The following is a 26,811-nucleotide window of genomic DNA, read 5'->3' as shown; positions in this document are numbered from 1 at the left end:
GCAGTTTTGATTCATGGGTGCCCCAAAAGCACGGTGCTCGCAAGAGCACCGGATGTGTGAACCCCTCCTTCTCGCGAATCCTGACAGTAAAACGCTTCGCCCCGTACGCTCTCGGGCTAGCACCAGTGTTCCACAAACCAGCACGGCCTCACGCGCTTTTGAGGCTTTGTTTCTTAGGAGCGTGGTTGAGTGGCCTGCGCAGCAGAGGCGCGTGGCCAGCTTCGCGGATCACAGCCTGACGTGCATTTACTGCTTCAAATTGCGGTGACTCGGTTGGACGGTGCATAGACGTTTTCGTTAGATATGGCCCCACGCATTTTGGAGGCCTTGTCTCAAGGTGGGTTAGCGTTGTCGTTCGGGATGCGTACAAATTCGGAGGATGGTTCTAGGCGGATAGCGCGGGGTGCTCCTTGGCAGGTTCAGTCACTGGTGGCGAAGCGTGGGGTATCCGTGTTCGGAGAAAGAGGGGTTCACACATCCGTGGCTCTGGCGAGCACCGTGCTTTTGGGGCACCCATGAAATGGAACTGCACGCTGTGGACACTTAGGGTAGCGTGTTTTAAAAGCGCTTTCTTTGCTTCGTTTCTTTGTCGCTTTGGACAAAGAAATGACGCGCCGCCACGCGCAGTGGCTAATAGTGGTAAAGAAATAAGCCAACACTAAATGCGGGAAGACCTGGAAAGCAGCAACCCGGCAATGAACCAGACCGCGAACGCAGAACCCGTGCAACCCGCCATTGACCCCGACCGCTGACCCAAATCCCAAATCCCAAATCCCCTGCCCCCCCACAAACCGACCCAAACGCCCCCCAATATCACAACACCGCTAAGTGAAAATCAGGCTAGCGGTCAGCCGACGCACAGGCCTAAAATCAGCAAACACTAAAAACACCCGAAAAATAACAGGCGCATATTGCGCCGCAACGGAGACGATTGTGGATATCGCAACGCAGCGGCACGTACAGTCCCCTGGAGCCCGATGACACGACCACAGACCGCTCAGGCTTCGCACCGGATCGCACTCCTGTTCAACGCGAACAAGGTGTATGACCGCGAGGTCATTACCGGCATCGGCAATTATTTGCTGTCCACGCGCGTTGCATGGGACCTCTTCCTCGAGGAGGATTTTCGCTGCCGGCTCAACGGCATCGAACGTTTTGAAGGCGATGGCATCATCGCGGATTTCGACGATCCAGCCGTCGCCGAAGCGCTCGGCGATTCGCAATTGCCTGTGGTCGCCGTAGGTTCGTCTTATGCGGACCCGGCGTGTTATCCCGCCAGACTGCCGTATATCGCCACCGACAATGCAAAGCTGATGTCGCTTGCCTACACGCATCTGATCGGCGCCGGCTTGCAGCGTTTCGCGCTTTACAGCCTGCCCGAAGCGCCCGAAAACCGCTGGGCGCAAGAGCGCGAACTGGCCTTCAAGGCGCTGCTGGCAGCCGATGGGCTGGAGGCAGATATCCATCGCGGCCTGCCCACCAGCGCACCAGTCTGGAGCCAGGCAAGCGCGCAACTGACCTCGTGGCTCGAGAGCTTGCCGAAGCCCGTGGGCGTGATCGCCGTGACCGATGCCCGCGCGCGGCATCTGCTGCAGGCGTGCCTCATATCGGGTATTCCCGTGCCTGAGCAAGTGGCCATCATCGGCATAGACAACGACCCGCTGACGCGCTCGCTCACCCGCATTCCACTGTCTTCCGTGATCCAGGGAACCGAGGAAATGGGCCGGACCGCAGCGCATCTGCTGCACCAGATGCTGGGCGGCGCACGCTTTCACGGCAGGCGCATCCTCGTGCCGCCGGTCGGTATCAACGTGCTTGAATCAACCAAGCATCAACCGGTCTCAAGCCCCTATGTCATGCGTGCGCGGCACTACATCCGGCAATACGGGTGTCAAGGCATCAAGACTGAACAAGTGGCCGATTACGTCGGCGTGTCGCGCTCGTCGCTGGAAGATCACTTCCGCCGCGAACTCGGCTGCACCGTCCACCAGGAGATCCTGAACCACAAACTCGATATCGCGAAGCAACTCCTCGCGCGTCACGATCTATCGAGTGCCGAAGTAGCCATCCGCTGCGGCTTCACGTCGCTGCAATACATGTACGCCGTGTTCCGTCGCGAGCTGGACTGCACGCCGCGCGAATATCAGGAACGCCTGCCGGTCGCGCCCTGTGCACAACCCGGCTGATCCCGCTCTTCATGTACCTCGCCGATATGCCCACCCCTCTCCGCCCCGGCTCCGCGCGCGTCAGTGTTGAACGCTGGGGAGCGCTGCCCGGCGGCGATGTTGCGCGCCTGTTCACGCTGCGCAATGTGCACGGCATGCGCGTCGCAATCAGCGATCTCGGTGCCACGTTGGTCTCGTGGAATACCGCCGATCGCGCGGGACGCGTGGCCGATGTCCTGCTCGGTCACGACACGCCTGCCGAATATTTCGCGGGCCATGCTTATCTGGGCGGCGTGATCGGACGCTGGGCAAACCGTATCGAGAACGCGCGTTTCGCACTCGATAACGTCGCGTATTCCCTCGATCGCAACGAAGGCCACAACTTGCTGCATGGCGGCGCGGCAGGTTTTCATCGCGCACTGTGGGACGCACAGGAAGTAGACGGCGCACTGGTCCTCACCCATGAGTCCCCGGAGGGCGACGCGGGTTTCCCTGGCAACGTATCGACTACATTGCGCTATACGCTCGACGACGACGGCACGCTAACGCTCGCATATGAGGCGGTATCGGATGCGCCTACGCCGCTCAACCTGACGAACCACGCGTGCTTCAACTTGTCGGGCGATGAAACCGCGGATATCCGCGGCCACGTCATCTCCATCGATGCCGACACGTTCTTCGAAGTCGACGACGCGCTGATCCCTGAAGGCCGCGCGCAGGTCGCGGGCCATGCGTTCGATTTTCGCGCCAGCGCTCCGCTTGGCGCACGCCTCGACTGGCCGCACGATCAGCTCGCGCGCGCAGGCGGTTTCGATCATTGTTATGTCGTGGGCGAAAGCGGCAAGACGCTCAAACCTGTCGTGCGGCTCTACGACCCCGGCAGCGGCCGCGAATTGACGATGGGCACCAACGCACCCGGTGTTCAGTTCTACACCGGCAATCATCTCGATGGCATCGTGGGACGGCATGGACAGCGTTACGGCAAGCACGCCGGCCTCTGTCTCCAGGCCGGCGCGTTCCCGAATCAGGTCAACATGGCGGACGCGGGCAGCGTGATCGTGCGGCCCGGTGAGCCGTACCGGCAAGTCACGTGGTACCGGCTCGGTCTACAACAATAGCCCCTTATTTCACGACGATCGTGCCCGTCATGTGCGGGTGGATCGAACAGAAATACTTGTATGTGCCGGGCTTCGTGAACGTCTGTGAGAAGTGGTCCCCGGAATCGAGCGGCGCCGATTTGAACTCGCGTGGCGTTGCATCATCGACGATGGTATGAGGCATATCGTCATGGTTCTCCCACGTCACGGTCGACCCGGCCGCGACCGACAACTGAGCAGGACTAAATGAAAAGTTGTCGATTACCACGGTGGCCGGTTTTGTATCGGCGAATGCGGGCGCAGCCGTCAGTGCGATTGCAACCCACAATGCGGTGATCGTTTTAGCGACCCGCTTAACCATTCCCACACGCCGCGACGCAGGCATTGTCATCACCGTTCTCCACTTGTTCACGTTGGCGCTCATGCACTGAGCCGCGTGTCGACAACGGCCAGATCAGCCTTGCCCGGGATATAGTTGACCGAACGCACGCCCAGCATCTTGCGTAACGTGTCGGCGGCGACTTTCATCGGACCGGGGCCTGCCGCCGTGCCCGGCGCCGGCTGCGGGAACGCGGTCGACAACGCGGAGTAAAAGCTGATCTCGCCTTCAACCTTTTGCGCGACCTGATGCACGTGGCCGTTGAGCACCGTCACCGAGCCGAACCGCTTCATCATGCTCAACGCCTGAGCGCTGTCATCGGTGCCCCAGCCCCACTGCGGATACAAAGACCAAAGCGGGATATGCGCGAACACCACAATTGGCGTGCTGCTCGTACGCCCCTGCAGGTCTTTCTTCAGCCACGTCAGTTGTTCATCGCCGAGAAATCCCAGGCCGCCGCCACGCAGATCCAGCACATTCGTCAAGCCGATGAAATGCACCCCGCCCTGGTCGAAGCTGTACCACTTCGGGTCCGCCGGTTTGGCGAAGCGCTCGAAATATGAACCGCCGTCGTCGACGAGAACATCGTGTTCACCCGGAACGTAGTGCACGTCCAGCCCTGCGCTCTGGATGATCTGCGTGGCGGTATCGAACTCGTCGGGCTTGGACAGATGACTGATGTCGCCGGTATGAATGATGAACTTGGGCTTCTCGGAGCTTGTGCGGATCTTGTCGACGGCTTCTTTCAAGGTACCCGCCGGGTCGACGTTCGGATCCTTGTTGAAGCCGATATGACTGTCGCTGATCTGCACGAAGCTAAACGCATGACGATTGACTTCGGCCGCCTCCGCAGTGCCGCTGATCAGCTTCGAGCCCGGCACGCCGCCGTTCATGGTCCACAGCATGCCCGCACCGGCCCACGCCATGCAAGTCAGGGCGGTGCGCCGTCTGGCGCCGTGTTCCGTGAGGGGTTCCGGTGGTAGGATTTTCTTGTCGAGGTCGGGCATGAACGGCTCCTGATGGGTGGGTGTACAAAACGGAGTTGCACGTCGGTGTGTATCGCTCCATGCCCACCAAACTCAGGCGTTCATCGCTTTATTCCCGGTAAATTTTTTCGCCAAACTCCCATAATCGGGAATAAATCGGGAAGCCGGCCGGTAAGGTCAATTGAGAGCCGGCCTCTTGCATCGTGGTGCTTCGGTACCGCAATACCGTGGTCTGCGCCGACCGGCGACCCGTCATTCGCATGAGCGCGTGACGCCTGTTCATTACGTTCCGCGGCAACATCGGTTGCCAGGGAGAGTACCGATGGCGAAGCCCTCGCCGAATCGCTTTGACGCGGTGATGCTGCCGCATCTGGACGCGGCGTATAACCTTGCCCGCTGGTTGAGCGGCAGTCCTACGGATGCCGACGACGTCGTGCAGGAAGCCTTCCTGAGAGCCTTTCGTTTCTTCGATGGCTACGAGGGCGACAATCCGCGCGCCTGGCTGCTGGCGATCGTGCGCAACACGTGGTTCACCGAGTGGCGCAGGCAACATAACCGCGCCGATGGCACGCCCTACGACGACTCGCTCAATGTCGACGATCAGCTTCCCGGCTGGGCCGATGAAAGCGGCGACGATCCGGAGAAACTCGCCGTGCGGCAGGACGAGACCGAACTCGTGCATCGCGCGCTGGCTACGTTGCCGGTTGAATATCGTGAGGTTATTGTGTTGCGTGAGCTGGAAGACATGAGCTACAAGGACGTGGCGGCGGTGGCGGGAATACCCATGGGGACCGTCATGTCGCGGCTTTCGCGTGCGCGCCGCCTGTTGTGCGCGGCGGTACGAGCGGCGCAAGGCGGCCCGGAACAGCAGGCAATACGTCTGGTCAAAAAACCACCCGCCGGTCCCGAGGAGTCCAAGCGTGGAAACTAGATCCAACTTATCGTCCAATGTAACGCTCGCTGAAAAGCTGCGTGACGGCTCGCTTTACGAACGGGCTCCGGAATCCCTGCGTGCGCAGGTACAAGCCCGGTTGAAAGCGGAAACAGCGAAGAAAAGTCCGTCGCCCTGGAACTGGTCCTGGCATATGTCAGGACTGCCGTTCGTCGGCGGAGGAGTCGCAGGGATTGGCTTGTGCTCGCTGGTCTTCTTGACGCTGCTCTGGACCCAGCAGCCAACCCGTGGCGGTGACCTGCAACAGGAGATCGTATCGAGCCATGTGCGGGCGCTGATATCGGAGCGCCCGATAGATGTGGTGTCCACCGATCAGCACACGGTCAAGCCCTGGTTCAACGGGCGCATCGACTATGCGCCGCCGGTGGTCGATCCGCAGGCGCAAGGCTTTCCGCTGGTCGGCGGCCGGCTCGATTACGTGGATCATCGCCCGGTTGCCGTGATGATCTACCGGTACCTGAAGCATCCGATCGATTTGTATGTCTTCCCTGAAGATCATGGCAAAAGCGGACCGTCGTCCACGCCTCTGACCACGCAATCCAACGATGGATATTCGCTGGTCGAGTGGCGCCAGGACGGCATGGTGTACTGGGCAATCAGCGATGCATCCTCGGTCTACCTCAAGCGGTTCGCTGAAGCAATTAGGGCCGGCACGCGGCAGTAAGCGGGAATGCGTTGGCTTTGATAACGGCGGTCTGCGGAGCATTGGTCTGCTGATCGCCGGACGAACCGCAGCTGGGCCGCAGCGTCATCGCGTTTTGCGCTCTCCTCGGCTAGCGATTTTTTTACCGGCGCCAGAAGGCGTCGCGGTCTTGCGTCTTCCACAGCAGCGTTAGTCGCTGCATCAGCACATTCTCCCTAACCAATCGCTCGCTTGTGCCTGAAGGCTATTCAGCGTCTCATGTAAACAACACTGCGCATCGGGAATTATCGGGCGAGATAATCGTTTTCAGTTGTAAGACCCGTGCTGCTGGATCGCTTAAGCGAATGCCTGCAACCCGCGCCGCCGCGCGAAAAAACAAATGATTTTCCGACTGGTTTTCACCCAAAACATATTACTTAACGCTGTCGATTATCTTTCGAATAGACGCATAAAACGCAGTTTTGTAACGATCGGAAAAATGACGCGTAACGTCTGTAATGGCACTTCGTGTTCAACTGAATTAGCGTTCAGTTGTGCTCCCTTGATGCAGTGTTTCGAGTCGGTCCGATAACTGCTTATAGTACAAAGAGTACGAAGCAAGGGTTAAGGATTTGTCGTCAAACCAGGTTGGGAGAAATGTCGTGAAACGCCTGAATTCTTGGCTACCGCTGGCGGCGGTGGCAGTAACCGCGGCCTGCATTTGCGGGCCGGCGAATGCACGGGTTTTCGTGGGTGTCGGGGTGGGCGTGCCTTATTACTACCCGGTCGCGCCGGTTCCGTATTACTACCCTTACGCGCCTGCAATCGTGACCGTACCGGCGCCTCCGCCGGTTAATTATGTCGAACAGGGACAGGTGCAAGAACCCATGCAGGGTCCGGGCCCGTCAGTTGATGTCTCAGGACAGCAAGGAGGTTCCTGGTACTACTGCGAGGCATCGAAAGCGTATTACCCATATGTGAAGGAATGCCCGGCCGGCTGGCGCCCCGTCGCGCCGCAACCAGGCAACTCTCAGTAATTCTTGAACGGAAGGTCAAAGCGTCATGAAGTATCCAAGACTTGTATTACTCGTTTCAATGGGGGTTTCGCTAGGCATTCTGGGCGGCTGCGCCGTCGTGCCATCGGGACCGAGCGTGATGGCCCTCCCCGGTACTGGCAAGACTTTCGACCAGTTCCGCGCAGACGATGGTTCATGTCGTCAGTTCGCCTATGGACAGGTGGGTGGCGACCAGGCCAATCAATCCACGACCAATACCGCGGTGGGCAGTGCGGTGGTTGGTACGGCGCTGGGCGCGGCAGCAGGCGCGGCGTTCGGCGGCGGTTCGGGCGCAGCGGTGGGTGCCGGCGCCGGTTTGCTGGCCGGCAGCATGTTCGGCGCGTCCAACGCACAAGGTTCGGCCTATGACGTGCAGCGCCGCTACGACTACGCGTATCTGCAGTGCATGTATGCGAATGGTGACCGGGTGCCAATGCGTGGGCGCATGATGAGCGCACCGCCGCCACAGGGCGTTTATTCGACGCAGCCTCCGCCCCCGCCACCGCCTCCGGGGATGCCGCCGCCTCCGCCGCCGGGCTATTGAAGAAAGCTTGATTTCGTTCGCGCCCGGTCGAGAGGTTCTGTTGGTGGAGTGCGAACGAAATTCTTATCCCAGCGTGCGGATCGAATTGCTGATTCCGCGCGCGCAATCAATGACTGCCGGCGCCAGGCGCAGTTCCGCTTCGGCGAGCGTCCAGCGGCTCGTGGGCGCAACAACATGCACCGATCCCACCGGCCGCCGCTCCCCATCAACTACGGCCGCGGCAATCGTCATATCGCCGATAAACAACTCTTCCTTGTTCGGCGCGTACCCGCTAAGCCGTGCTTGCGCCAGCCGCAAATCAATCTCGCCGAGATCTGTCACCGTGTATTGCGTATGCGTCGCACGGTCACTCCGCTCCAGCAGCGCACGTGACTCGTCCTCCGGCAATGCCGCCAGATAAGCCCTTCCTGACGCAGTGCAATACATGGGGATGCGGCTGCCGATCGGCATGTGAATCGGCAGGAATTTCGTGCATACAAAGCGCGCGACATACACCATCTCGACGCCATCAGGCTCCGTCAGATTGGTCGTCTCTCCCGTCACGTTTGTCAGCTCCGACAGGAACGGATTGGCAACATCAATCAGCGTATCCGCGGCCAGATAGTTAAAGCCGATCTGCATCGCCTTCGCCGCCAGCTGGTAGCGCTTCGTGCGCGGATGCTTCTTCACATACCCCAGCTTTTCCAGCGTGTAGATCATCCGCTGCGCCGAACTCTTCGTGATCGACGTCGCCTCCGCCACTTCGGGAAGCGTCATAGTCCGCCGCTGTGCGCTGAATGCGCGCAGCACCGCAATGCCCTTCTCCACCGACTGATTAAACAGTGCGTCGGGTGCATCGTCGGTGATTGCAGGCACGTCCGTTTGAACGCCCGGTTTGCTTCGCTTCATGGATTCACCCAATTGTGTGGCTCACGCTTCGAGATCATTATGCAACACTATCATATCGAATATCGATACGCATATTTCGATTGACGATTTTATTGTCTCGAATAAGATACTCAAAACGTCAATAAACGATTTTTCGATTGGTCTGTCCAATTGTTCCTTCCTAATGAGTGGAGAGCCTCATGTACCAGTTCGTCAAACGCTTCGCCTGTGTCTTCGTAACGGGATTGCTGCTCGCGGGCGCGCCGGCGCGGTCGATGGCCGCCACCCCTAGTTATGCGGTCGGAGCCACTGCCACGGGCGTGCCGTTCACCTTCCTCGACGTCAAGTCCAACTCGATCCAGGGCTTGCTGGTCGATGCGATCACCGCGACCGGGAAGGCGTCAGGCTTTGACGTCAGCATTGAACAAACCACGTTCTCCTCACTAATTCCGTCGCTGACGACCAAGAAGATCGACATCATTTCGGCCGCGATGCTGAAGACGCCTGCGCGCCAGCAGGTCGTCGACTTCTCTGACACCGTTTATTCGTATGGCGAAGGCCTCATCGTGCGCGCCGACGACACCGGCAAATACCCGACAATGGATTCGCTCAAAGGCGAAGTGGTCGGCGCTCAAGTGGGCACGGCGTTCGTCGACGCGCTGAACAAGAAGGGCATTTTCAAGGAAGTGCGTACCTACGATTCGGTCGCCGACATCATGCGCGACGTCGCGCTCGGGCGCATCAAGGCCGGCTTCGGCGACCATCCGATCATTGCCTACCAGCTTCAGCACAACCCGAATCCGCAATTGCGGCTGGTCAAGGAGTATCGGCCGGAGGTGGTGGGACAGGTGTGCTTCGTTGTCCGCAAAGGCGACACGGCCACGCTTGACCAGTTGAACGCGGGCATCAAGAAGATCAAGGCGGACGGCACCCTGATGCAGATCATCAAGAAATGGCAGGTGGAATAAAGACATCCTCAGCACATAGAGGATAGAGCCATGTTCTTCCAGAACGCCATCGAGTTCCTGCCGATCCTGCTGAAAGGCGCGGTCGTCACGATCGAGATCACCTTCTGCTCGTTCATCCTGAGCACGCTGCTCGGGCTCCTGCTGGCGCTGATGCGCGTGTCGTCGAACAAGTTCGCCTCGCACGCGGCGTCGACGTTCATCAACGTGATCCGCGGCCTGCCGATCATCGTCCAGCTCTTCTATATCTACTTCGTGCTGCCCGATCTCGGCGTGCGTTTGTCAGCGTTCCAGGCGGGGTTTATCGGTCTTGGGATCGCTTATTCCGTCTATCAGGCCGAAAATTTTCGTGCGGGTATCCAGGCGATCGATCACGGGCAGATAGAGGCCGCGCAATCCATCGGCATGCGCGGCGCGCTGATCATGCGGCGGGTAGTGTTGCCGCAGGCGTTCAAGATTTCACTGCCGTCCTACGGCAACACGCTCGTGATGATGCTGAAAGACTCGTCGCTCGCCTCCACCATCACGGTCGCTGAGATGACGCGTGCCGGACAATTGATCGCATCGTCGACGTTCCAGAACATGACGGTATTCACGCTCGTCGCGTTGCTGTACCTCGGGCTCAGCTTGCCGCTCGTCTATGGCTTGCGCCGCCTCGAACGCCGCCTCGAACGCCGCCTCGGCCTCAAGGGGAAACGATGATCAAGGTCGAATCAATCCATAAGCGTTTCCACGATCAGGAAGTGCTGAAGGGCGTCAGCCTCAACGTTGAAGCGGGTCAGGTGGTCTGTCTGATCGGCCCGTCGGGGTCGGGTAAATCGACGCTCCTGCGTTGCATCAACGGCCTGGAAACGCATGACGCCGGCACGGTCACCGTGGACGGCCATGCAGTCGATGCCCGCTCGAAACACATTCACGAATTGCGCATGCAAGTAGGCATGGTGTTCCAGCGCTTCAACCTGTGGCCTCACCGTACCGCGCTGGAAAATGTCTGCGAAGGCCCGGTGTTCGTGAAAAAAGAAGACCGGGTGCAAGCCCGCCACAAGGCGTGTCATCTGCTCGACAAGGTCGGGCTGGGGCATCGTATGGATGCCTATCCGTCGGAGCTGTCGGGTGGACAGCAGCAACGCGTGGCGATCGCCCGCGCGCTCGCCATGGAGCCCAAGGCCATTCTGTTTGACGAGCCGACCTCTGCTCTCGATCCCGAGTTGGTCGGCGAAGTCCTGAGCGTGATGCGCCAACTTGCCTACGACGGCATGACGATGATTGTCGTCACGCACGAAATGAGTTTTGCACGCGAAGTGGCCGACAGGGTGTGCTTTCTCTACGACGGCACGATCTGCGAGGAAGGCGCCGCAGCCGATCTGCTCGAACGTCCTCAACATCCTCGCACGCGCGATTTCCTGCGCCGGGTGCTCACCTCCTCCGATGCGCCTTCGACCTGAATATCCACCATGAGCCTTGTTGAAGTTGCACGACCGTTGCCGCCCTCTCTCTGGGCCGCGACTGCGGAACCGGCCGTCGATACCCCGCCGCTCGATACCTCCATCAAGACCGATGTGCTGATTGTCGGGGCGGGTTATACCGGTCTGTCGAGCGCCTTGCATCTCGCCGCGCAGGGTTTGAAAACCTGCGTGATCGATGCCAGCGAACCGGGCTGGGGCGCCTCCGGCCGCAACGGCGGTCAGGTGATCCCCGGGCTCAAATACGATCCAGATGAACTCGTCCGCCGATATGGTTCACGCGATGGCGAAGCCCTCGCGCAGATCGCGGGCAAGGCCGCTGATACGGTTTTCGACCTGATCGAACGCCACCAGATCCAATGCGATGCCACGCGCCACGGCTGGATTCAACCTACGCATTCCGACAAGCTGCTTGGCACGCTGCACGCCCGCGCGCGGCAGTGGGAAGCGCGCGGTGCGCCGGTCGAACTACTCGACCGCGCGCAAGTTGCGAAGCGGCTCGGCACTGAAACCTTCATAGGCGGCTGGATCGACAAACGCGCCGGCAGCGTGCAGCCCTTGAGTTACGCGCGAGGATTGGCACGTGCGGCGAAGGCGGCAGGTGTCGCTATTCACGGGGCCACGCGCGCTGTTGCACTCGAACGAAGTTCCGACGGCTGGCGTGTGCGATGTGCAAGCGGTGTTGTCATCGATGCAAAACAGGTGCTGCTCGCGACCAACGGTTATACCGATGCGCTTTGGCCCGGCCTCGCCCAATCAGTGATTGCGGCGAACAGTTTCATTGTTGCAACCCAGCCTTTACCCGACGATATTGCAGCGACCGTTCTGCCTGGACGCGAGGTTGCGTCGGACTCGCGGCGGCTCTTGCTGTACTTCCGCAAGGACGCTGCAGGCCGCTTGCTGATGGGCGGTCGAGGCCCCTTCCGCGAGCCGCGTACTGCTGCTGATTGGGCGCATCTTGAACGCGCGGCGCGGTTGATGTATCCGCAACTCGAGGGTATCGAATACGAGTACCGATGGGCGGGACGCATTGCCATTACACGCGATTTCCTGCCGCATGTGCACACGCCGGCCGAGGGCTTGACCATCGCGCTGGGCTACAACGGACGCGGCATTGCAATGGCGACAACCTTGGGCAAACATCTGGCCGCGTTCATGAGCGGTGCGGCACAGGGTTTGCCCCTCCCGCCCACATCGATCAAGCCCATTCCCTTTCATGCGCTGCAGCGCGTTTATATCAGTGCGGGCGTGGCGTGGTACGGCTTGCTGGATGCACTTTCCTGACAACTTTCTGATAACGGCTGACGTACGCCGCCTGGCGAAAAAAAAGACCTCCGCGAACCGAACAAGCGTAAATTCATTGGATAGGTTCCGGCCGGTTGTGGGGCAGTTGCACGGCTCACGCAATGGGTCAAACGTCGAAGTCGGACAAGCAGTACAGGAGGAGCAACCATGAATACAAAACAAAGTAAAAAGGGACATCTCGAAGCCGCAGCGTCGCATCATGAGCAGGCCGCACGATTTCATCGCGAGGCGTCACATCATTTCGGAGCCGGCAAGGATTACGACCATGCCGCCCATCAGGCGGTCATGGCGCACGGCTACGCGCTTCACGCCATAGACGAAGCCAACAGCGTCGTCAAACATAACGCGGGTGCGTCGACGGTATTGCCGGCGCCAACGGGTACAGCCGAGAGCACGACCGCAGCGCAGCATCACGCAACGGCGGCGGAACTTCATGGTCAAGCGGCGCAGCATTTGCGCCACGCAGCCAAACTTTTCGACGATGACCGAAGCGCAGTCGCCCACGATACCCAGCTAGCGTTTTCCCTTGCCGTACGCGCGTTAGCCCATGGCAACGAGGCGGCCCGGCAGCATGTCACGCTGATTCGCGAGAAAGGTCCGGCGACCGGCGCCGCATGAAAGCGCGCGGTTGAAAGGATGTTGCCGCCCTGGCGTCTTCGACTAGAAGTGCTCTCAACGAAGACGCCAGGGCGCATCGGCGGTCGCCAGGCGTCAAGCAGCTCCGCTTAGATCGTAACAGCCGCTCCGTCGAATGGCTCGGCCACGCTCGTTTGATTCCTGCCTGCGGCTTTTGCCCGATACACAGCCTGGTCCGCCACCTTGATCAGCGCGAGCGCGTCGGCCACCTCTTCGGTATCGGTGCAAGCTACGCCGATGCTTACCGTGATGACCCCGTGTTCGCTGCCGTTATGTTCGATCTCCAGACCGCGGACAGCCGCGTGAATGGCGGCGGCCACCACGGCCGCGGAGACGCTGTCCGTCTCCGGCAGCACGACGACAAACTCCTCGCCGCCGAAGCGCGCGGCAATGTCGCCCGGCCGCTGGCTATTGCGCGCGATTGCCTGTGCCACGGCAGTCAATGCGTCGTCACCGGCCTGATGGCCGTATGTGTCGTTGTAGCTTTTAAACCGGTCGATATCGACGAACAAAAGCGCCAATGGTTTTCCCGAGCGTTTTGAACGATGCCATTCGAGCATGAGACGATCGTCGAGGCTGCGCCGGTTACTCAGGCCCGTCAGTCCATCGATACGCGTCATATCGCGCAATTGCTGCTCCACGATCAGCCTGTGCCGGAACTCCACGGAAAGAAGTTGCGCGGAAAATAACAGGGCGACAATCAGCAATGCCGTGACAATGCCGATGAACCACGCCCGGTTCGTCCAGTCCGCGAAGACGTAACGGGTCGCGGGCGCAATGATCACGATCATCTTCAGCTTGTCGAACCTGCGAAAGTTATAGAGCCGCTCCTCGCCGTCTTTTCCAGACTTGCCGATGAACGACGTCTCATGCGTCTTCTGGAAGCGCTCGAAATTCTTTCGTCCGGTGAAGTTCTCATCGACCGGATTTCCATCGTTCGGATAACGTAGGATCACATGACCGTCGTCCTGCAAGAGCGTGATGTTCCCTCCCGGGCCGAGCTGGACGCCCGATAGCAAGTTCTCGAAGTAGTCAAGGCGGAACGCCGCCACTACCACGCCGGCAAACGAGCCATCAGGATGGTTCACGCGCCGGCTGAACATGAGGTCGACCTCGCCGGGATTCAGGCGCGACTGCAGCGGACGGCTGACGAACAGGCCCAGCTTCGGATTGTCGCGATGAACGACGAACCACGTTCGGTCGGCCAGATCGACGCTGCGTGGAATCGCATTGGTGGAATCCACAATGATCTTGCCTTTCGAATCGAGGCACAACAACGAGCCTATGTATTGGCTAGCCGTCGCGGAGCGGTCGAAGAGAAGTTCGCGGCGCAGGCGATCCGGTAGCCGCATGACATCTGCGTCTTGAGCACCATCCACGGCCGCCTGGACGGAGAGGTCCGTGAGCTCGGTGGTGTACGCGATGTCGTGTTCAATCACGCGCGCGAGGTTGTCCGCATTCTCGATCGCGCGAGCGGTCGCGTCCTGATGCCCCTGCACCAGAATCGCCAGGGCGAACCCGAGCACGATCACCGAGAAAGCGATGCTGCCTAAACCTATTGCATTCGGATGGCGCGCTAAAGCCGCTCTTAGCCGAAAGAAAATAGTCGGTCTTTTTAACATTCGAAGGCTTCCAACGCTAAGGCGCTATTGTCTGGCGCGGAAACGGATCCGAGTCGGCCCGCGCTGGTTCGCACTCCGCCGATCGACCCTCGCCGCTTGCAGGAAACGCTTTCCTTAAAGCAGCAATTACTCGATGCCTTGATTCTTCGATGCCTTGATTCTTCGATTCTTCGCGCAATCCGTCATTGCCCTGCCTGCGCGTCTCGCCTTTTCCTGCCTTACTTGTTCCTGGCCCTTAGTGTGCGCTCCGCCGCCTATTCATCGTGCAAATATTCTATGCGTTCCAGGCCGCGCCGCGACGATCTTTCTTTAATTGCTCGCTTCTCTTGTTTCCTTCTCTTGTACGCGCTTGCCCGTCAAGTCAGTTATTGCACTAAGAGAGCGTCAATTCGCTCTTCAACAGCGAAATGCCGGATACGAAAAAGCCGTCCCGGCGAAATGCGGAACGGCTTTTTCAAGAACTGCTTAATCGCGATGCTGGAGATCTTGAAGATCTCGCTGCGGATGCCGCGGAATTGCCGGTTATCGATGTCGGGCCGGCACATCGATCAACCGGTCAGCTCCTCGTATCAATGGCAGCGATTTTCCCAATGATGATGCACCCGCACTTTGTGGCACTCACGGTGATGATGATACGGCGCAGCGTAGGCCGGGGCGATAGCGCAGAACGTGGTTGCTGCGACAGCGAGAGCGATGGCGATTTTCTTCATGGTCTTTTCCAAAAGTGTGAGGCAGGTAAAAATGTAGTGGCTTCACAAAGGGTGGCTTCGTGCACAGGTAATACAGACGCCGACATCGGCAGACGATTTCAACCAGATCAACCTGACTTCCGCGGTTGATGATGTTGATCACGATCCCAAGAAATTCCGCCGGTCGATGGTTGTTCACCTACTCCCCTGTTAACGGCGCAAATTCGAAATGGATAACAACTTTTCGAGATTTTTTGCAATAAAACGGTTGGGGTTTACGAGGATCGGGCATGGGATCAGGACGAAGATGGGAATACAGAGTTGGCCTGGGCAGTACTTGAGTCGAACCACGTTCTATGTCGGCATTTTGTAATCCGTCCAGTTCGGGGGAGCTATCCAATTGACGCGAATATCCATTCGCAAGGCGTGTTCCTCCTAGTCCAAGCATTGCTTGTCATGCGGCGTAACGCATGTAAGCAGCCTTGCAACGCAAGAGAGCAAAGCACGACATACACTCAACATGCGTCTTCTCCCAGGACGCGGTTGTGAGTGATGCAAGTGACTGCAGCTTGGCCCGCCCTTTTGGGTGGGCCGTTTTTTCTTCACGCTTTGATCATGCCGCTTGATCACATTGCTTTGACCACGTTCAAGAGGCCAGATCAGCGGCCACTGCCTGCGGGAAGCATGCTATTTCCATTCGACCGAATCGTGCCCGGAACATCGTGGGCTGATCATGACAACCGGGTCTCTAATGAACCGTATCTTGTTTGCTTCGGGTATCGCCTGTCTGTTATCAATTTCTTCCGCCTACGCACAGTCCACTCCGGACACGTCCAACTCGGCGATCGCACAGAACTTCCAGTACATCAACCACCCGCCCGCAGCGCCGGTTCAAGCCAGTGCTCCTGCCGCAACCGGAAGAGGTCATGGGCATAGGCATCAGCAAGCTTCGACTGGCGCCGATCAAACTCAGTAGCAACAACGCATCCTTCTCAAGTGTTTACCGTTCTCCAGACGCCGGCTAAACACTCGCCGGATGTCTGGATTGCAAGCGCTGACGCACCTCGTTTGAATCGGCATACTGCGCGTTCGCGTTCATAATCTCGAGGTTGGTTTCGGGCTTGGCGTCCACATGCACGACTTCCCCATGCAGTCCTTATGATCGCGATACTATCGGAGCAGATACTCTTTGAGCCTGCCCTCCATGCCATCATGTCCGATCACGGGCCGCCGTCGCTTTATGCTTGCCTGCTTGTCGTTGTCCTGCACTGTCCCCCTCAACGTTGACGCAACCGTACCGCCGCCCGGAGCGGACAGCCGTCGCAAACGTGTTTTCGCCCACTACATGGTCGCGTGGCCGCGCGGCGGCCCGCACGCAACTGTCGCCTCCTATGAGGCAGAGTGCCGCGACGCGCACGCGCGCGGGATCGATGGCTTCGCGCTCAATTGCGGTGGCTGGAATCGAAGCGAGCCGCATTACAAACAACGCGTGCTGCACCTCTACGACGCTGCCGCGCACCTGGACTTCGACTTCAAACTGTTCGTCTCCGCCGACGGCCGGGCGCAGGACGAAATCGAGGATATTGTCGCCACTACGCGCGGCCTGAAGGCGCAATTGCTCGTCGATAACAAGCCAGTGCTATCAGCCTATGCCGCGGGAGGCAAGGATTTCACGAGTGGCGCCGCGCTTATGCGCGAAGCAGGCCGGCTAGGCGCTTTCTTCGTTCCGCACTTTTTCCCGTCCTCGGGCGAGCGGCAGATATCCGCACGTGACGCCGCCCAGATCGCAGAACAGCTTGGTAGTGCTGATGGTTATTTCTACTTCGGCGCGGCAGGTTCGCCCAACCTGATCGCGGAGTCCACTAAAGCACTAAGTGCAGAACTCAAGAGCCGGAGCAAGGTTTTCATGGCGCCAGTCACGCCGACCTATCGCGGGCTGTCGGCGGGCACCAATTATCGCGCGTTCGAAACCAGCGGCTTCTCCGGCATGGCGACTGAATGGGAAGCGGCGATCACGTCGGGTGCGACGTGGGTGCAGATCGTGACCTGGAATGACTGGGCCGAATCCACGTATGTCGCGCCCATCGGTGGCAATGGCCGCGCTCATGTCTACGACGACCGCTTCGGTGATCTGCTCTCGCATACCGGTTATCTCGATGCGAGCAAGTACTACATCGAATGGTTCAAGTCGGGCAGCAAGCCAACCATCATGCAGGATCGGCTGTTTTATTTTTATCGGTTGAATCTGCTCGGGCAGGATCATCCAGGGTCGTCGGACGCACACGATGCCAGGACACCACCGCGCACCAGCGAACCGCTGTCGTCGCAGATCCATGTGTCGGTGTTCCTGACAGCGCCGGCCGTGCTTGTCGTCTCGCTGGGGTCGGTTCAGGACGCCGCTAAGCGCTTCGATGTGCCCGCGGGCGTCACGCACGTCAGCGTGGATGCGCGGGCCGGCACGCCCCGTTTTGTGCTGCAGCGGCACGGCAAAACGCTCATCGATAAAACCGGCGACCAAGCCATCTCTGCCGATGACTTCTCCGGCGCCTACAACTATTTTTCTGGGAGTGCAGATGCCTAGCCAAGCATGGGCAAATCAGTCGTTAGCCGTTAGCCGGCGATATGGCATACCGCTTCAACGCGATTGCCCGCCGGATCACGCAGGAACGCGGCGTAATAACCTGAGTAATAGTCGGATCGTAGTCCGGGAGGGCCATCGCAGCGGCCTCCGGCCTCAAGACCGGCCGCGTGGAACGCATCGACCTGCGCACAGGACATGGCCTTGAAACACCAGTGGCGCTTGTTCTCGCCTATCGCACCCTGATCCAGGTACACCGCGAGACAGGTCGACGCAAAATCTTGCGGGGTGCATCGTTCGCCGTATCCCAGCGCGTGAGGAAGGTCGTACACCTTCGCTGCGCCGAGCGTGTTCATGATCGCGTCGTAAAAACGCCGCGCAATGTCGAGATCGGGAACACCGATGGAAACATGATCGAGAAGCTGCATGCTCGGCCGCTCAGGAATAGAGGCTCAGGGTGGAGTGCTTAATAGCACTAGAAGCAGAGCTGGAAAGCGAGGGACGGCTAAGCAAAATCCCCGCTTACTGGCCCACTTACTGCCCCGCTTCTATCTGCGAGAAGGTATACAGAGACCTCAATTCAATCCCGATTCCCTCAAGCATTTCCTTGCCGCCGCTTTCACGGTCGATCACGCATAACGTCAGCGAGACCGGCACGCCGTCGGCACGCAGTTTCGCCACGGCGTCGGAAATTGCACCGCCGCTCGACACAATGTCCTCGACCAGCACGAGCTTGCGGCCGGCCAGATCCGCACCTTCCGCATATTTGCACGTACCGTACTCTTTCGCTTCCTTGCGGATATAAGCGGCCGGCAAGCCCGTCACCTGGCTCAGCATGGTCACGATTGGAATGCCGCCCATCTCGAGACCACCCAATATTTCCGTGCCGGGCGGGATCAGGGGCACCATCGCTTCCGCAATCGCCTTCAGCAGGACGGGATCGGACTCGAAGCGGTATTTATCGAAGTAGGTGTTGCTGCGCTTGCCTGAACGCAATAGAAAATCGCCGCTCAATTTGGATACTTCGCGGATTCGCCGGGCAATGGTCATGAATGGTTTCCTCTTACTTTTACCGGGTAACAATTGTTTCGCGGTCGCAAATCTACGCGAAAACTTGCTTTCGCGGAAGCAATAATGCCAAGCCCGATGATCCAGAATGACCTGATGGCAAGGCCCCGCCTGAATTATCCAGCCGTCGAAACGCTAGATCAAACGCATCCAACATGGCTGCAAAGCGAGAAGGGATACGGCCCTGCCTGCGTCGGGCGGCGATAGACTCAGGGCCCGCACCCTTTCCCATCCAGTCTGCACAGTCGCTGAACACGCCCATGATCACCCTGCAAAAATCCATCGAAACCTATATTCGGGCGAAGGATGGCAATCGCCCGTTTTTGATCGCGGACGCGTTTACCACCGATGCCGAACTCACGATGCAAGTGAATACGTCGGAAATCTCGTTCCCGGCCACCGTCACCGGGGCGAAAGCTATTTCGAAGGTGTTGGTGAGCGAGTTTGCCGAGCGTTACGAGAACGTGTACACGTTTTGCATCGGCGATCCGCCCGCCGCTGGACCGGCGTTCAGTTGCGAATGGCTTGTGTGTATGTCGGAGAAACGCACCGGTCTGGCGCGTGCCGGTTTCGGCCGATACGACTGGCTGGCGGCGAAAAATTCGGGACAGGTCCGGCAATTTCGAATCACGATAGAAGAGATGACCACGCTGCCGCAGGACACGGTCGAGCCGATCCTGCGGTGGGCGGACGCCCTTCCGTACCCGTGGTGCCCTCGTGGACCGCTTGCCGACGGCGCGCCAGATATCACGGCGATCGACCGGATCCGCGCCGCGCTCGCTTAACGCATCGGCCTCATAAAAGCAGGCGGAAACGCTTGGGCCGAAGTCTCCGGCCCAAGCCTCCCTAGCGCGGTAAATCGAACGCCAGCTCGACTCAGAGCGGCGCGTACGCCGGCTTGTAAGCACATTCGCGGATCATCGCGGTGATGTCGTCCGGCCTTGGAACGCGTGCCAGGTTGTTATCGAAAATGCACTCCGCCACGCGCACCGCGACATGGAGCGAAGCCTCGAAAATCTTGCTTTGCGGCGGATAGATCAGGCCGGTTGCAAGACTGGTTTCAGAGACCTGCTCGGCCACTGCTTTCGCGGCGACGATGAACATTTCGTCCGTGACCCGAGTCGCCTGCGTCGCGAACACGGCCATGCCGAGCGCGGGGAAAATATAGACGTTGTTGCCTTGACCGGGCACGAACGTGCGCCCTTCTATTTCCACTGGCGGGAATGGACTGCCGCTCGCGAAAATAGCGCGGCCGGAGGACCATCGGTACGCTTCCTCAGCCGTGCACTCGGAGCGTGAGGTCGGGTTGGAATACGGGAAGATGATCGGACGCTCGTTGATCTCCGCCATGGCCTCGATTACGTGCTGGTTGAACAGCTTGGGCACGGTGCTGACACCAATGATGCCGGTCGGCTTCAGCGCCTTCACTGCATCGGCAAAGGTGTCCACGGGTGCATGATCCACCGCGAAAGGCTTCTGGAAATCGGCCATGTCCTGGCGCGACTTCACCATCAGTCCGTTCACATCGAATAGCGCGTTGCGCGCCCGCGCTTCGTCGATTGTCAGACCCTCCAGCACCATCGCCTGGCTAATCAGTTCGGCGATGCCGGTCCCGGCCGAGCCACCGCCCAGGAACAGGAACCGCTGGTCGACAAGCTTCTGCTTCGAGATGTGAAGCGCGGCAAAAATCCCCGCCAGCGCGACCGCGGCCGTGCCCTGGATGTCGTCGTTATAGGTGCAGATCTTGTCCTTGTATCGCGCGAGAAGCGGCACGGCGTTGAAGTTCGCAAAGTCTTCCCACTGGATGCAGCATTTCGGATGCAGCTCCAGCGCGGCTTCAACAAACTCGTTCACGAATGCATGGTATTCGTCGCCGCGTACCCGTTCCTGACGCAAGCCCAGATACAGGGGGTCGTCAAGCAAGTCGCGGTTATTGGTGCCCACGTCCAGCGTCACCGGCAAGCAGTATTGCGGCGGCACGCCTGCGCAAGCCGTGTAGAGCGAAAGCTTGCCAATAGGAATGCCCATCCCGCCGACACCCAGGTCGCCCAGTCCGAGGATGCGTTCGCCATCCGTCACCACGATAAACCGGACGTCCGTCTCAGCCCAGTTTTGCAGCAGCTCCTTCACCCTTCCCCGCGCCGAAATGGGCACATACATGCCCCGCGTCGCACGGAAGATATGGTTGAATTTCTGGCACGCCTCTCCGACCGTCGGTGTGTACACGAGCGGCATAAATGTCGCCGGGTCGGACATGATCGTGGCGTAGAACAAGGTCTCGTTACGAGCCTGGAGATCGGACAGCAGGAGATATTTTTGCAGGTCGTTGTCGAGAGCGGCTAGCTCCGTATGAGTACGCGCAACCTGCAATTCCAGCGAACTGCTGCCCGGCGGAAGCAGCCCTTCAAGATGGTATTGGCGGCGCTCGGCTTCGGTAAAGGCAGAGCCTTTGTTCAGACGGGGATCGCGAAGGATATCGCGGCCGGTAAGCTCGCAAGGTTTTTGCATTGCAATATTCCTTTAAGCCGGCGCATATGGACGGCGCCGGATAGCGTATGAATACGTCGCGTGCCGCCCCTCCAAACACTGGCAATTAGCCAAGCCACGCGACGACGAAAAGACGCAAGCCTTACGACGACAACGCCTGCATGTGGACATACAAATCGCTCTTGCCTTCAAAGCCGATGCCGGGAAGTTCCGGCAAGGTCACATAACCGTTGTGCACTTTCACGCCGTCCGGGAAGCCGCCGAATGGCTGGAACAGATCCGGGTACGATTCGTTGCCGCCCAGGCCGAGACCCGCTGCAATGTTCAATGACATCTGGTGGCCGCCGTGCGGAATGCAGCGTGAACGCGACCAGCCGTGCTGATGCAACATGTCCAGCGTACGCAGATATTCAACCAGCCCATAGCTCAGCGCGCAATCGAATTGCAGATAATCGCGGTCGGCGCGCATGCCGCCATAGCGGATCAGGTTACGCGCATCCTGCATCGAGAACAAATTTTCGCCGGTCGCCATTGGCTTGTCGTAGTAATTTCTTAGCGTGGCTTGCAGCTCGAAGTCCAGCGGATCGCCCGCCTCTTCGTACCAGAACAAATCGTATTGCGAGAGGGCTTTTGCGTACTGGATTGCAGTGTCCAGGTCGAAGCGGCCGTTTGCATCGACGGCAAGCTTTTGACCCTCTTGCAGCACGGATAACACGGCGTCGATCCGGCGCAAGTCTTCGTCAAGCGAACCGCCGCCAATCTTCTTCTTGACCACCGTATAACCGCGGTCAATGTAGCTGCGCATCTCGTCTTTCAGCTTGCTGTAATCCTGCCCGGGATAGTAATAACCGCCGGCAGCATAAACAAAGATCTCGCGATTCGGCGAGCCGTTGCCATAGCGGTCCGCGAGCAACTGGAACAGCGGCTTGCCTTCAATCTTCGCCACCGCATCCCATACCGCCATGTCGATCGTGCCGATGGCCACCGAACGCTCGCCATGTCCGCCGGGTTTTTCGTTCGTGAACATCGCAGCCCAGATCTTGTGCGGATCGAGATTGTTACCCGACGTGTCGAGCAGCGAATCCGGCTCGGCCTCAAGCACGCGCGGAATAAACCGTTCGCGCATCAGCTTGCCTTGGCCATAGCGTCCGTTCGAATTGAAACCGTAGCCTACGACGGGCTTGCCGTCGCGAATGACGTCGGTGATGACAGCGACGAGACTCAGCGTCATCTTGCTGAAGTCGATATACGCATTCCGAATGGATGAACTGATCGGAATGGTCTGCTCGCGGATTTCCACGATTTTCATGTGACTGTCTCCTGAATGCCGCGCAAGGCCGGGTGCGATTGGGAACGCCTGAGCGCATAACGAAGCTTACGCGCGTGCAGTCGTATTACACTTCAACGCTACACATATGATTATTCAGTTTAAGTGAAGAACGACCTCACCTCCGATCTCGAGTTTTTTGTCCAGTTGGCGCGCCTCGGCAGCTTGTCGGCTGCCGCACGTGCGCTCGATCTGACGCCGCCTGCCGCTACGCGGCGGCTCGCACTAATGGAGCAGCGGCTGGGCGTAAGGCTGGTCAATCGCACCACGCGCAGCGCGAGCCTGACCGATGAAGGCGACACATATCTGCGGCACGCTACGCGTATTCTTGCGGCCGTCAGTGAAATGGAAGATGCGGTCTCGCGCAGCCGCGAGGCGCCGCGCGGCATATTGCGCGTGAATGCCTCGCTCGGTTTCGGCCGCACGACCATTGCGCCGCTCGTCTCCGCGTTCGTGCAGCGTTATCCGCAAGTCGAGGTCCAGCTGGATGTCACGGATCGCCCCGTCGATATTGTCGAGCAGGGTTTCGATCTCGCGATCCGCTTCGGCGCGCTACCCGATACGCGGCTCAACGCGCGCCGCATCATGTCGAACCGGCGCTTCCTGTGCGCATCTCCGGCGTATTTGCAACGGTACGGCAACCCGGCCGCGCTGGCGGATCTCACGCGTCACCGGACTATCCTTCACCGTCAGAATGACGACGCCTACGGCGTCTGGCGCTTCACGCGCGACGGCGAGACGGTGTCGGTCAAAGTAAATGGCGGGCTTTCGAGCAATGACGGCGACATCGTGCTCGGATGGGCGCTCGATGGACACGGCATCTCGATCCGCTCAGAATGGGATCTCGCAAAATACCTGGAAAGCGGCCGGCTGAAAGTCGTGCTGCCCGAGTTCCTGCTCCCGCCGGCGGACTTGTTTGTCTATTATCCAAGCCGCCGCAATCAACCCGCGCGCATGCGTGCATTCATCGATTTCCTGGTCGAGCACTTCCGCGCGTCCCAGTAACCCTGCTTAGGCGTATCGACTGCTCTGCCATGACAACTGCCCGCATTGCGTATGTACAGTGGCCCGAAGGATTGCAACCGGCCGGACCGGCATGGGACACCATTCGTCGCGCCGTGGAAACGGGCCGTCCCGACATCCTCGTCACGAATGAAATGCCGTTCGGCCGGTGGCTCGCGGAGCATGAAAACTTCGATGCGCAAGCCGCGCAACGTAGCATCGAACTGCACGAACAAGCCCTCGATGCATTGAGCAAGCTGGGTGCGGCAGCGGTGATTTCATCGCGTCCGGTTGCTTTCGACGGGCGTCTCGCCAACGAGGCGTTCGTGCTGGAATCGAATACGTATCGCATGATCCATCACAAGAAGTACTTCCCGCAGGAACCGGGTTTCTTCGAGGAGGCGTGGTACGACCGTGGCGCGGGAGGATTCGACTGCGTGCAGGTCGGACAGGTCAAAGTGGGTGTTCTGCTCTGCACCGAGTTGTTCTTCAACGACCGCGCGCGTGCGTATGGCCGTGACAGAGCGGATCTGATCGTCACGCCGCGAGCGTCTGGAACGTCGTTGTCGCGATGGAAAACGGCCGGCACGATGGCGGCTATCGTGTCGGGTGCATGGTTCATTAGTTCGAACCGGCATGGTCCGGGGGCGCTTGGCCAACAGTTTGGCGGCGTCGGATTCGTGGTGTCGCCTCAGGGTGTTCTGCTTGAGGAAACCAGTGAAGCAACGCCGATGCGCATTGTCACAATCGACCTTGATGAAGCTCGCACGCAGAAAGCGCAGTACCCGTGTTACGTGAAAGAGATGCCCTGATTCGGACGGGTCCACATCCGACAGACGCACGATGGCGAGCATTTATTGCTGAGTTGTTCGGTAACCATTGAGCTACGCGATTTTATTGCCGAAAGCGATCCACTCATATGCACCACCCTGGGGAACCGGACCCATTGTTGCGGTATCGGAAAATATTTTTCGCCGAAACTATCGTTCAATATCGACAATAGGCGGCCTAGACTTGTTTTCATCAGAAGCGCATGCAGACATTCACATTGGGTCTCTACGGCTTCCGAAATCGAAAACAAACTCTGGAGGTGACGTCATGACTAAGTCAGGCAAGTTATCTGCGTTATTGCTGCCGGCGCTGCTTGTTGCGTCTGCGTTAGCCGCTCCTGCCATTGCGTTTGCGCAGGACAACAACGCACCAATGACGCGTGCGGAGGTCCGTGCCCAACTGACCCAGCTGGAGAAGGCAGGCTACAGCCCGGCGACAAACGACAACTACTATCCTCAAGCGCTCCAGGAAGCACAGCAACGCGTTGATGCGTCGAACGGGACTGCGGCGCAAGCCTATGGCCCATCGACTAGCGGTACGTCAGCTTCAGGTTTGCACGTTCCTGTTGAACCCGCTTCCGGCGACGCCCAGCACTCGATCTACTTTGGTCACTAGCATTTGATCGTGCCGCTAAGTACTAAGAAGTCGCTAAGTAGTCCGCTAAGCGCACGAACAAAAAAATCGCTCATTGCTTAAAGGCGCTGAGCGATTTTTTTATGTGGCAAACAACTAAGTCATGCTCAGCAACAGCCAGGTTTAACCACGCACTGGTTTCTGCAATATCGCGAGAACAGCGCCGGCGGCAAGCATGATCGATGAATAGATGAGCCCGCGAGCTAAGCCCGCACCATCCGAAGTCCAGCCGATGAACATCGGCCCGACGATTTGCCCCACAGCAAACACGATCGTAAATGTGCCGATTCCGCGCGTCCATTGCGTAGCCGGAAGATTGTGCCGGACGAACGCGGTAGTTGACGCCACGGCCGATAAAAACGTCGCCCCAAATAACGCACCCGATACGAATGCCACTGCTGGTTGAGTGAACACCGCTGGTATCAAGGTCGCGGACGCGAGGATCGCGTTAAAGACCGCCAATGCCTGGTCGCCGCTCATGCGATTGAGCAGGCCTGACCAGAGCCTCGCTGAGACAATAGTGGCCAGACCGAGCAGCACATAGAACCCGGTCACGACCGCCGCGCTCATGTTGGCCGCTCGAAGCAGCGCGATCAGAAAGGTCATGTAGCCGATATAACCTACACCGAACATCGCGTAACCGGCCAGTATGAAACCGACACGTCGCCAGGGCAAAGCACCCGGACGCTGTGTCGATGCCACATGTGCGGGGGAAATATCCAGCGCAGGTTCGCTTTGTTCGATCTTGCGCGCGGCGGCAATGGCCGCTATGGACGCCAGCGCGCAGGCCGCGGCCAAAGCGAACCACGCCCATTGCCAGCCATGCGGACCGTTGAACGTGGTCACGGGCACCAGCAATGCCGCGACGACTATCCCGCTGCCCGCACCACCGTAATAAAGTCCGAGCACGAGGCCTGCATCGCGTGGATGAGCCGTTGCAAGACGCGCTGCCAACACCCCGCCGCCGGCGAAGATCAACGCACTGCTGATACCGGTGACGACCCGTTGAGCGAGCAACGCATGCGTATCGGAAACCAGTCCGCCAAGGGTCATCAACGCCGCCGTCAGGACGCATCCGGCGATAAAGCAAACGCCCATTGACCATCGACGCGATACAAACGGAAATGCAAGCGCGCCTAGCAGATAACCTAGCGCGTTAGCGGTGTTCATCGCGCCGGCTTGCGCGAAGCTCCAGCCGAGATCGGCCTTCATGGCGGGCAGCAGGAGTGCGTAGGAGAAGCGCGTGAGGCCCAGCGCGATTGCGCTGCCGAACGACAAACCCGCGGCGAGAACGAGCGTGTGCTGGCGAGAGCGTGATGCGTGAACGGGTGCTAAGTGTGCCGCGGTACTGCGTGTGTCGTCGATCATCGGCTAAGTCGGCCTGTGGCTGACGGGCTAAGAGAATCGGACGTTAGCGTTATTCGATGCAGCCACGATATCTGGCAGCATGTTGCTGTGGCAACGCCTTAGACTCAATGCGACCTCGCCCTGCTCAAAGCCCTGATGCCTGGTCCGCCCTTATGCTTTGGCGGAAACCA

At 59.2% G+C, this 26,811-nt stretch carries 26 protein-coding genes; 17 read left to right on the top strand and 9 right to left on the bottom strand.

All coding sequences use genetic code 11. The features are described 5' to 3' along the window. Positions 1–977 precede the first annotated feature (977 nt). A complete protein-coding gene (locus ACMX25_RS26135) occupies positions 978–2,186 on the top strand; it encodes a XylR family transcriptional regulator (protein WP_299704489.1) in 1,209 nt (402 codons plus the stop codon). 11 nt (positions 2,187–2,197) lie between these two features. Continuing rightward, positions 2,198–3,283 (top strand): aldose epimerase family protein, encoded by a 1,086-nt coding sequence (locus ACMX25_RS26130; protein WP_414952905.1) that lies wholly within the window; start codon positions 2,198–2,200, stop codon positions 3,281–3,283. A gap of 4 nt (positions 3,284–3,287) precedes the next feature. On the opposite strand, the gene ACMX25_RS26125 is transcribed toward ACMX25_RS26130, so the two are convergent. Both ACMX25_RS26125 and ACMX25_RS26120 read right to left on the bottom strand, forming a co-directional pair. After that, positions 3,288–3,653, bottom strand: coding sequence for a cupredoxin domain-containing protein (locus tag ACMX25_RS26125; RefSeq protein WP_414952904.1), 366 nt, complete (start codon positions 3,651–3,653; stop codon positions 3,288–3,290). Between the two features lie 29 nt (positions 3,654–3,682). Beyond that, entirely contained in the window at positions 3,683–4,648 is a 966-nt protein-coding gene (locus ACMX25_RS26120; protein ID WP_414952903.1) for a metallophosphoesterase family protein, read from the bottom strand. A gap of 301 nt (positions 4,649–4,949) precedes the next feature. Here ACMX25_RS26120 and ACMX25_RS26115 point away from each other — a divergent pair, with 301 nt between their 5' ends. From ACMX25_RS26115 to ACMX25_RS26100, 4 genes are all read left to right on the top strand, one after another. Beyond that, a complete protein-coding gene (locus ACMX25_RS26115; RefSeq protein WP_414952902.1) occupies positions 4,950–5,558 on the top strand; it encodes an RNA polymerase sigma factor in 609 nt (202 codons plus the stop codon). Next, positions 5,548–6,243, top strand: coding sequence for an anti-sigma factor family protein (locus ACMX25_RS26110; RefSeq protein WP_414952901.1), 696 nt, complete (start codon positions 5,548–5,550; stop codon positions 6,241–6,243). Before ACMX25_RS26115 ends, ACMX25_RS26110 begins: the two co-directional genes overlap by 11 nt. A 620-nt stretch (positions 6,244–6,863) precedes the next feature. Beyond that, entirely contained in the window at positions 6,864–7,238 is a 375-nt protein-coding gene (locus tag ACMX25_RS26105) for a hypothetical protein (protein WP_414952900.1), read from the top strand. Between the two features lie 25 nt (positions 7,239–7,263). Further along, positions 7,264–7,800: a YMGG-like glycine zipper-containing protein gene (locus ACMX25_RS26100; protein ID WP_414952899.1), complete on the top strand. Its 537-nt coding sequence runs from the start codon at positions 7,264–7,266 to the stop codon at positions 7,798–7,800. A gap of 63 nt (positions 7,801–7,863) precedes the next feature. Here ACMX25_RS26100 and ACMX25_RS26095 read toward each other — a convergent pair whose 3' ends face one another. Further along, positions 7,864–8,688 carry an IclR family transcriptional regulator gene (locus tag ACMX25_RS26095; protein WP_414952898.1) on the bottom strand — a complete coding sequence of 275 codons (825 nt, stop codon included), beginning with the start codon at positions 8,686–8,688 and terminating at the stop codon, positions 7,864–7,866. 179 nt (positions 8,689–8,867) lie between these two features. On the opposite strand from ACMX25_RS26095, the gene ACMX25_RS26090 reads away from it, so the two are divergent. From ACMX25_RS26090 to ACMX25_RS26070, 5 genes are all read left to right on the top strand, one after another. Further along, positions 8,868–9,635: an ABC transporter substrate-binding protein gene (locus ACMX25_RS26090; RefSeq protein ID WP_414952897.1), complete on the top strand. Its 768-nt coding sequence runs from the start codon at positions 8,868–8,870 to the stop codon at positions 9,633–9,635. Positions 9,636–9,665: 30 nt separating this feature from the next. Then, positions 9,666–10,334, top strand: coding sequence for an amino acid ABC transporter permease (locus tag ACMX25_RS26085; RefSeq protein ID WP_414952896.1), 669 nt, complete (start codon positions 9,666–9,668; stop codon positions 10,332–10,334). After that, on the top strand, positions 10,331–11,077 hold the full coding sequence (locus ACMX25_RS26080) for an amino acid ABC transporter ATP-binding protein (RefSeq protein WP_414952895.1): 747 nt from the start codon (positions 10,331–10,333) through the stop codon (positions 11,075–11,077). The genes ACMX25_RS26085 and ACMX25_RS26080 overlap by 4 nt, the downstream gene beginning before the upstream one ends. Before the next feature lie 9 nt (positions 11,078–11,086). Further along, positions 11,087–12,379, top strand: a complete 1,293-nt coding sequence (locus ACMX25_RS26075) for an NAD(P)/FAD-dependent oxidoreductase (protein WP_414952894.1) — start codon at positions 11,087–11,089, stop codon at positions 12,377–12,379. Between the two features lie 168 nt (positions 12,380–12,547). After that, complete coding sequence (locus tag ACMX25_RS26070) at positions 12,548–13,018, top strand: hypothetical protein (RefSeq protein WP_414952893.1); 471 nt, start codon at positions 12,548–12,550, stop codon at positions 13,016–13,018. Positions 13,019–13,125: 107 nt separating this feature from the next. Here ACMX25_RS26070 and ACMX25_RS26065 read toward each other — a convergent pair whose 3' ends face one another. After that, positions 13,126–14,658, bottom strand: a complete 1,533-nt coding sequence (locus ACMX25_RS26065; RefSeq protein WP_414952892.1) for a sensor domain-containing diguanylate cyclase — start codon at positions 14,656–14,658, stop codon at positions 13,126–13,128. Positions 14,659–15,065: 407 nt separating this feature from the next. Between ACMX25_RS26065 and ACMX25_RS26060 the strand changes: the two genes are divergently transcribed. After that, positions 15,066–15,497 (top strand): hypothetical protein, encoded by a 432-nt coding sequence (locus ACMX25_RS26060; RefSeq protein ID WP_414952891.1) that lies wholly within the window; start codon positions 15,066–15,068, stop codon positions 15,495–15,497. Between the two features lie 1,054 nt (positions 15,498–16,551). After that, positions 16,552–17,928, top strand: a complete 1,377-nt coding sequence (locus ACMX25_RS26055; protein WP_414952890.1) for an endo-1,3-alpha-glucanase family glycosylhydrolase — start codon at positions 16,552–16,554, stop codon at positions 17,926–17,928. Positions 17,929–17,957: 29 nt separating this feature from the next. On the opposite strand, the gene ACMX25_RS26050 is transcribed toward ACMX25_RS26055, so the two are convergent. Together ACMX25_RS26050 and pyrE are read right to left on the bottom strand one after the other, a co-directional pair. Further along, complete coding sequence (locus tag ACMX25_RS26050; protein ID WP_414952889.1) at positions 17,958–18,353, bottom strand: VOC family protein; 396 nt, start codon at positions 18,351–18,353, stop codon at positions 17,958–17,960. A 106-nt stretch (positions 18,354–18,459) separates the two neighbouring features. Continuing rightward, positions 18,460–18,975 (bottom strand): orotate phosphoribosyltransferase, encoded by a 516-nt coding sequence (pyrE, locus tag ACMX25_RS26045; RefSeq protein WP_414952888.1) that lies wholly within the window; start codon positions 18,973–18,975, stop codon positions 18,460–18,462. Positions 18,976–19,253: 278 nt separating this feature from the next. On the opposite strand from pyrE, the gene ACMX25_RS26040 reads away from it, so the two are divergent. Continuing rightward, complete coding sequence (locus tag ACMX25_RS26040) at positions 19,254–19,778, top strand: hypothetical protein (protein WP_414952887.1); 525 nt, start codon at positions 19,254–19,256, stop codon at positions 19,776–19,778. A 91-nt stretch (positions 19,779–19,869) separates the two neighbouring features. On the opposite strand, the gene ACMX25_RS26035 is transcribed toward ACMX25_RS26040, so the two are convergent. Then, a complete protein-coding gene (locus tag ACMX25_RS26035) occupies positions 19,870–21,501 on the bottom strand; it encodes an NAD-dependent malic enzyme (RefSeq protein ID WP_414952886.1) in 1,632 nt (543 codons plus the stop codon). Positions 21,502–21,622: 121 nt separating this feature from the next. Further along, entirely contained in the window at positions 21,623–22,789 is a 1,167-nt protein-coding gene (locus ACMX25_RS26030; protein ID WP_414952885.1) for a mandelate racemase/muconate lactonizing enzyme family protein, read from the bottom strand. A 123-nt stretch (positions 22,790–22,912) separates the two neighbouring features. Here ACMX25_RS26030 and ACMX25_RS26025 point away from each other — a divergent pair, with 123 nt between their 5' ends. The 3 genes from ACMX25_RS26025 to ACMX25_RS26015 all read left to right on the top strand — a co-directional run bounded on the left by ACMX25_RS26025 (position 22,913) and on the right by ACMX25_RS26015 (position 25,255). Next, a complete protein-coding gene (locus ACMX25_RS26025; protein WP_414952884.1) occupies positions 22,913–23,812 on the top strand; it encodes a LysR substrate-binding domain-containing protein in 900 nt (299 codons plus the stop codon). A gap of 29 nt (positions 23,813–23,841) precedes the next feature. Beyond that, positions 23,842–24,621, top strand: coding sequence for a carbon-nitrogen hydrolase family protein (locus ACMX25_RS26020; RefSeq protein WP_414952883.1), 780 nt, complete (start codon positions 23,842–23,844; stop codon positions 24,619–24,621). Positions 24,622–24,907: 286 nt separating this feature from the next. Beyond that, the gene (locus ACMX25_RS26015; protein ID WP_414952882.1) at positions 24,908–25,255 is read left to right on the top strand and encodes a DUF4148 domain-containing protein; all 348 of its coding nucleotides are present in this window, start codon (positions 24,908–24,910) and stop codon (positions 25,253–25,255) included. A 141-nt stretch (positions 25,256–25,396) separates the two neighbouring features. Here the strand turns inward: ACMX25_RS26015 and ACMX25_RS26010 are convergent, their stop codons facing one another. Then, positions 25,397–26,641, bottom strand: coding sequence for a YbfB/YjiJ family MFS transporter (locus ACMX25_RS26010; RefSeq protein WP_414952881.1), 1,245 nt, complete (start codon positions 26,639–26,641; stop codon positions 25,397–25,399). Positions 26,642–26,811: the final 170 nt, after the last annotated feature.

The sequence above is a fragment of the Caballeronia eucalypticola genome, from assembly GCF_047608185.1.
Taxonomy (GTDB): Bacteria; Pseudomonadota; Gammaproteobacteria; order Burkholderiales; family Burkholderiaceae; genus Caballeronia.
This window is presented reverse-complemented; position numbering and strand designations above follow the sequence as displayed.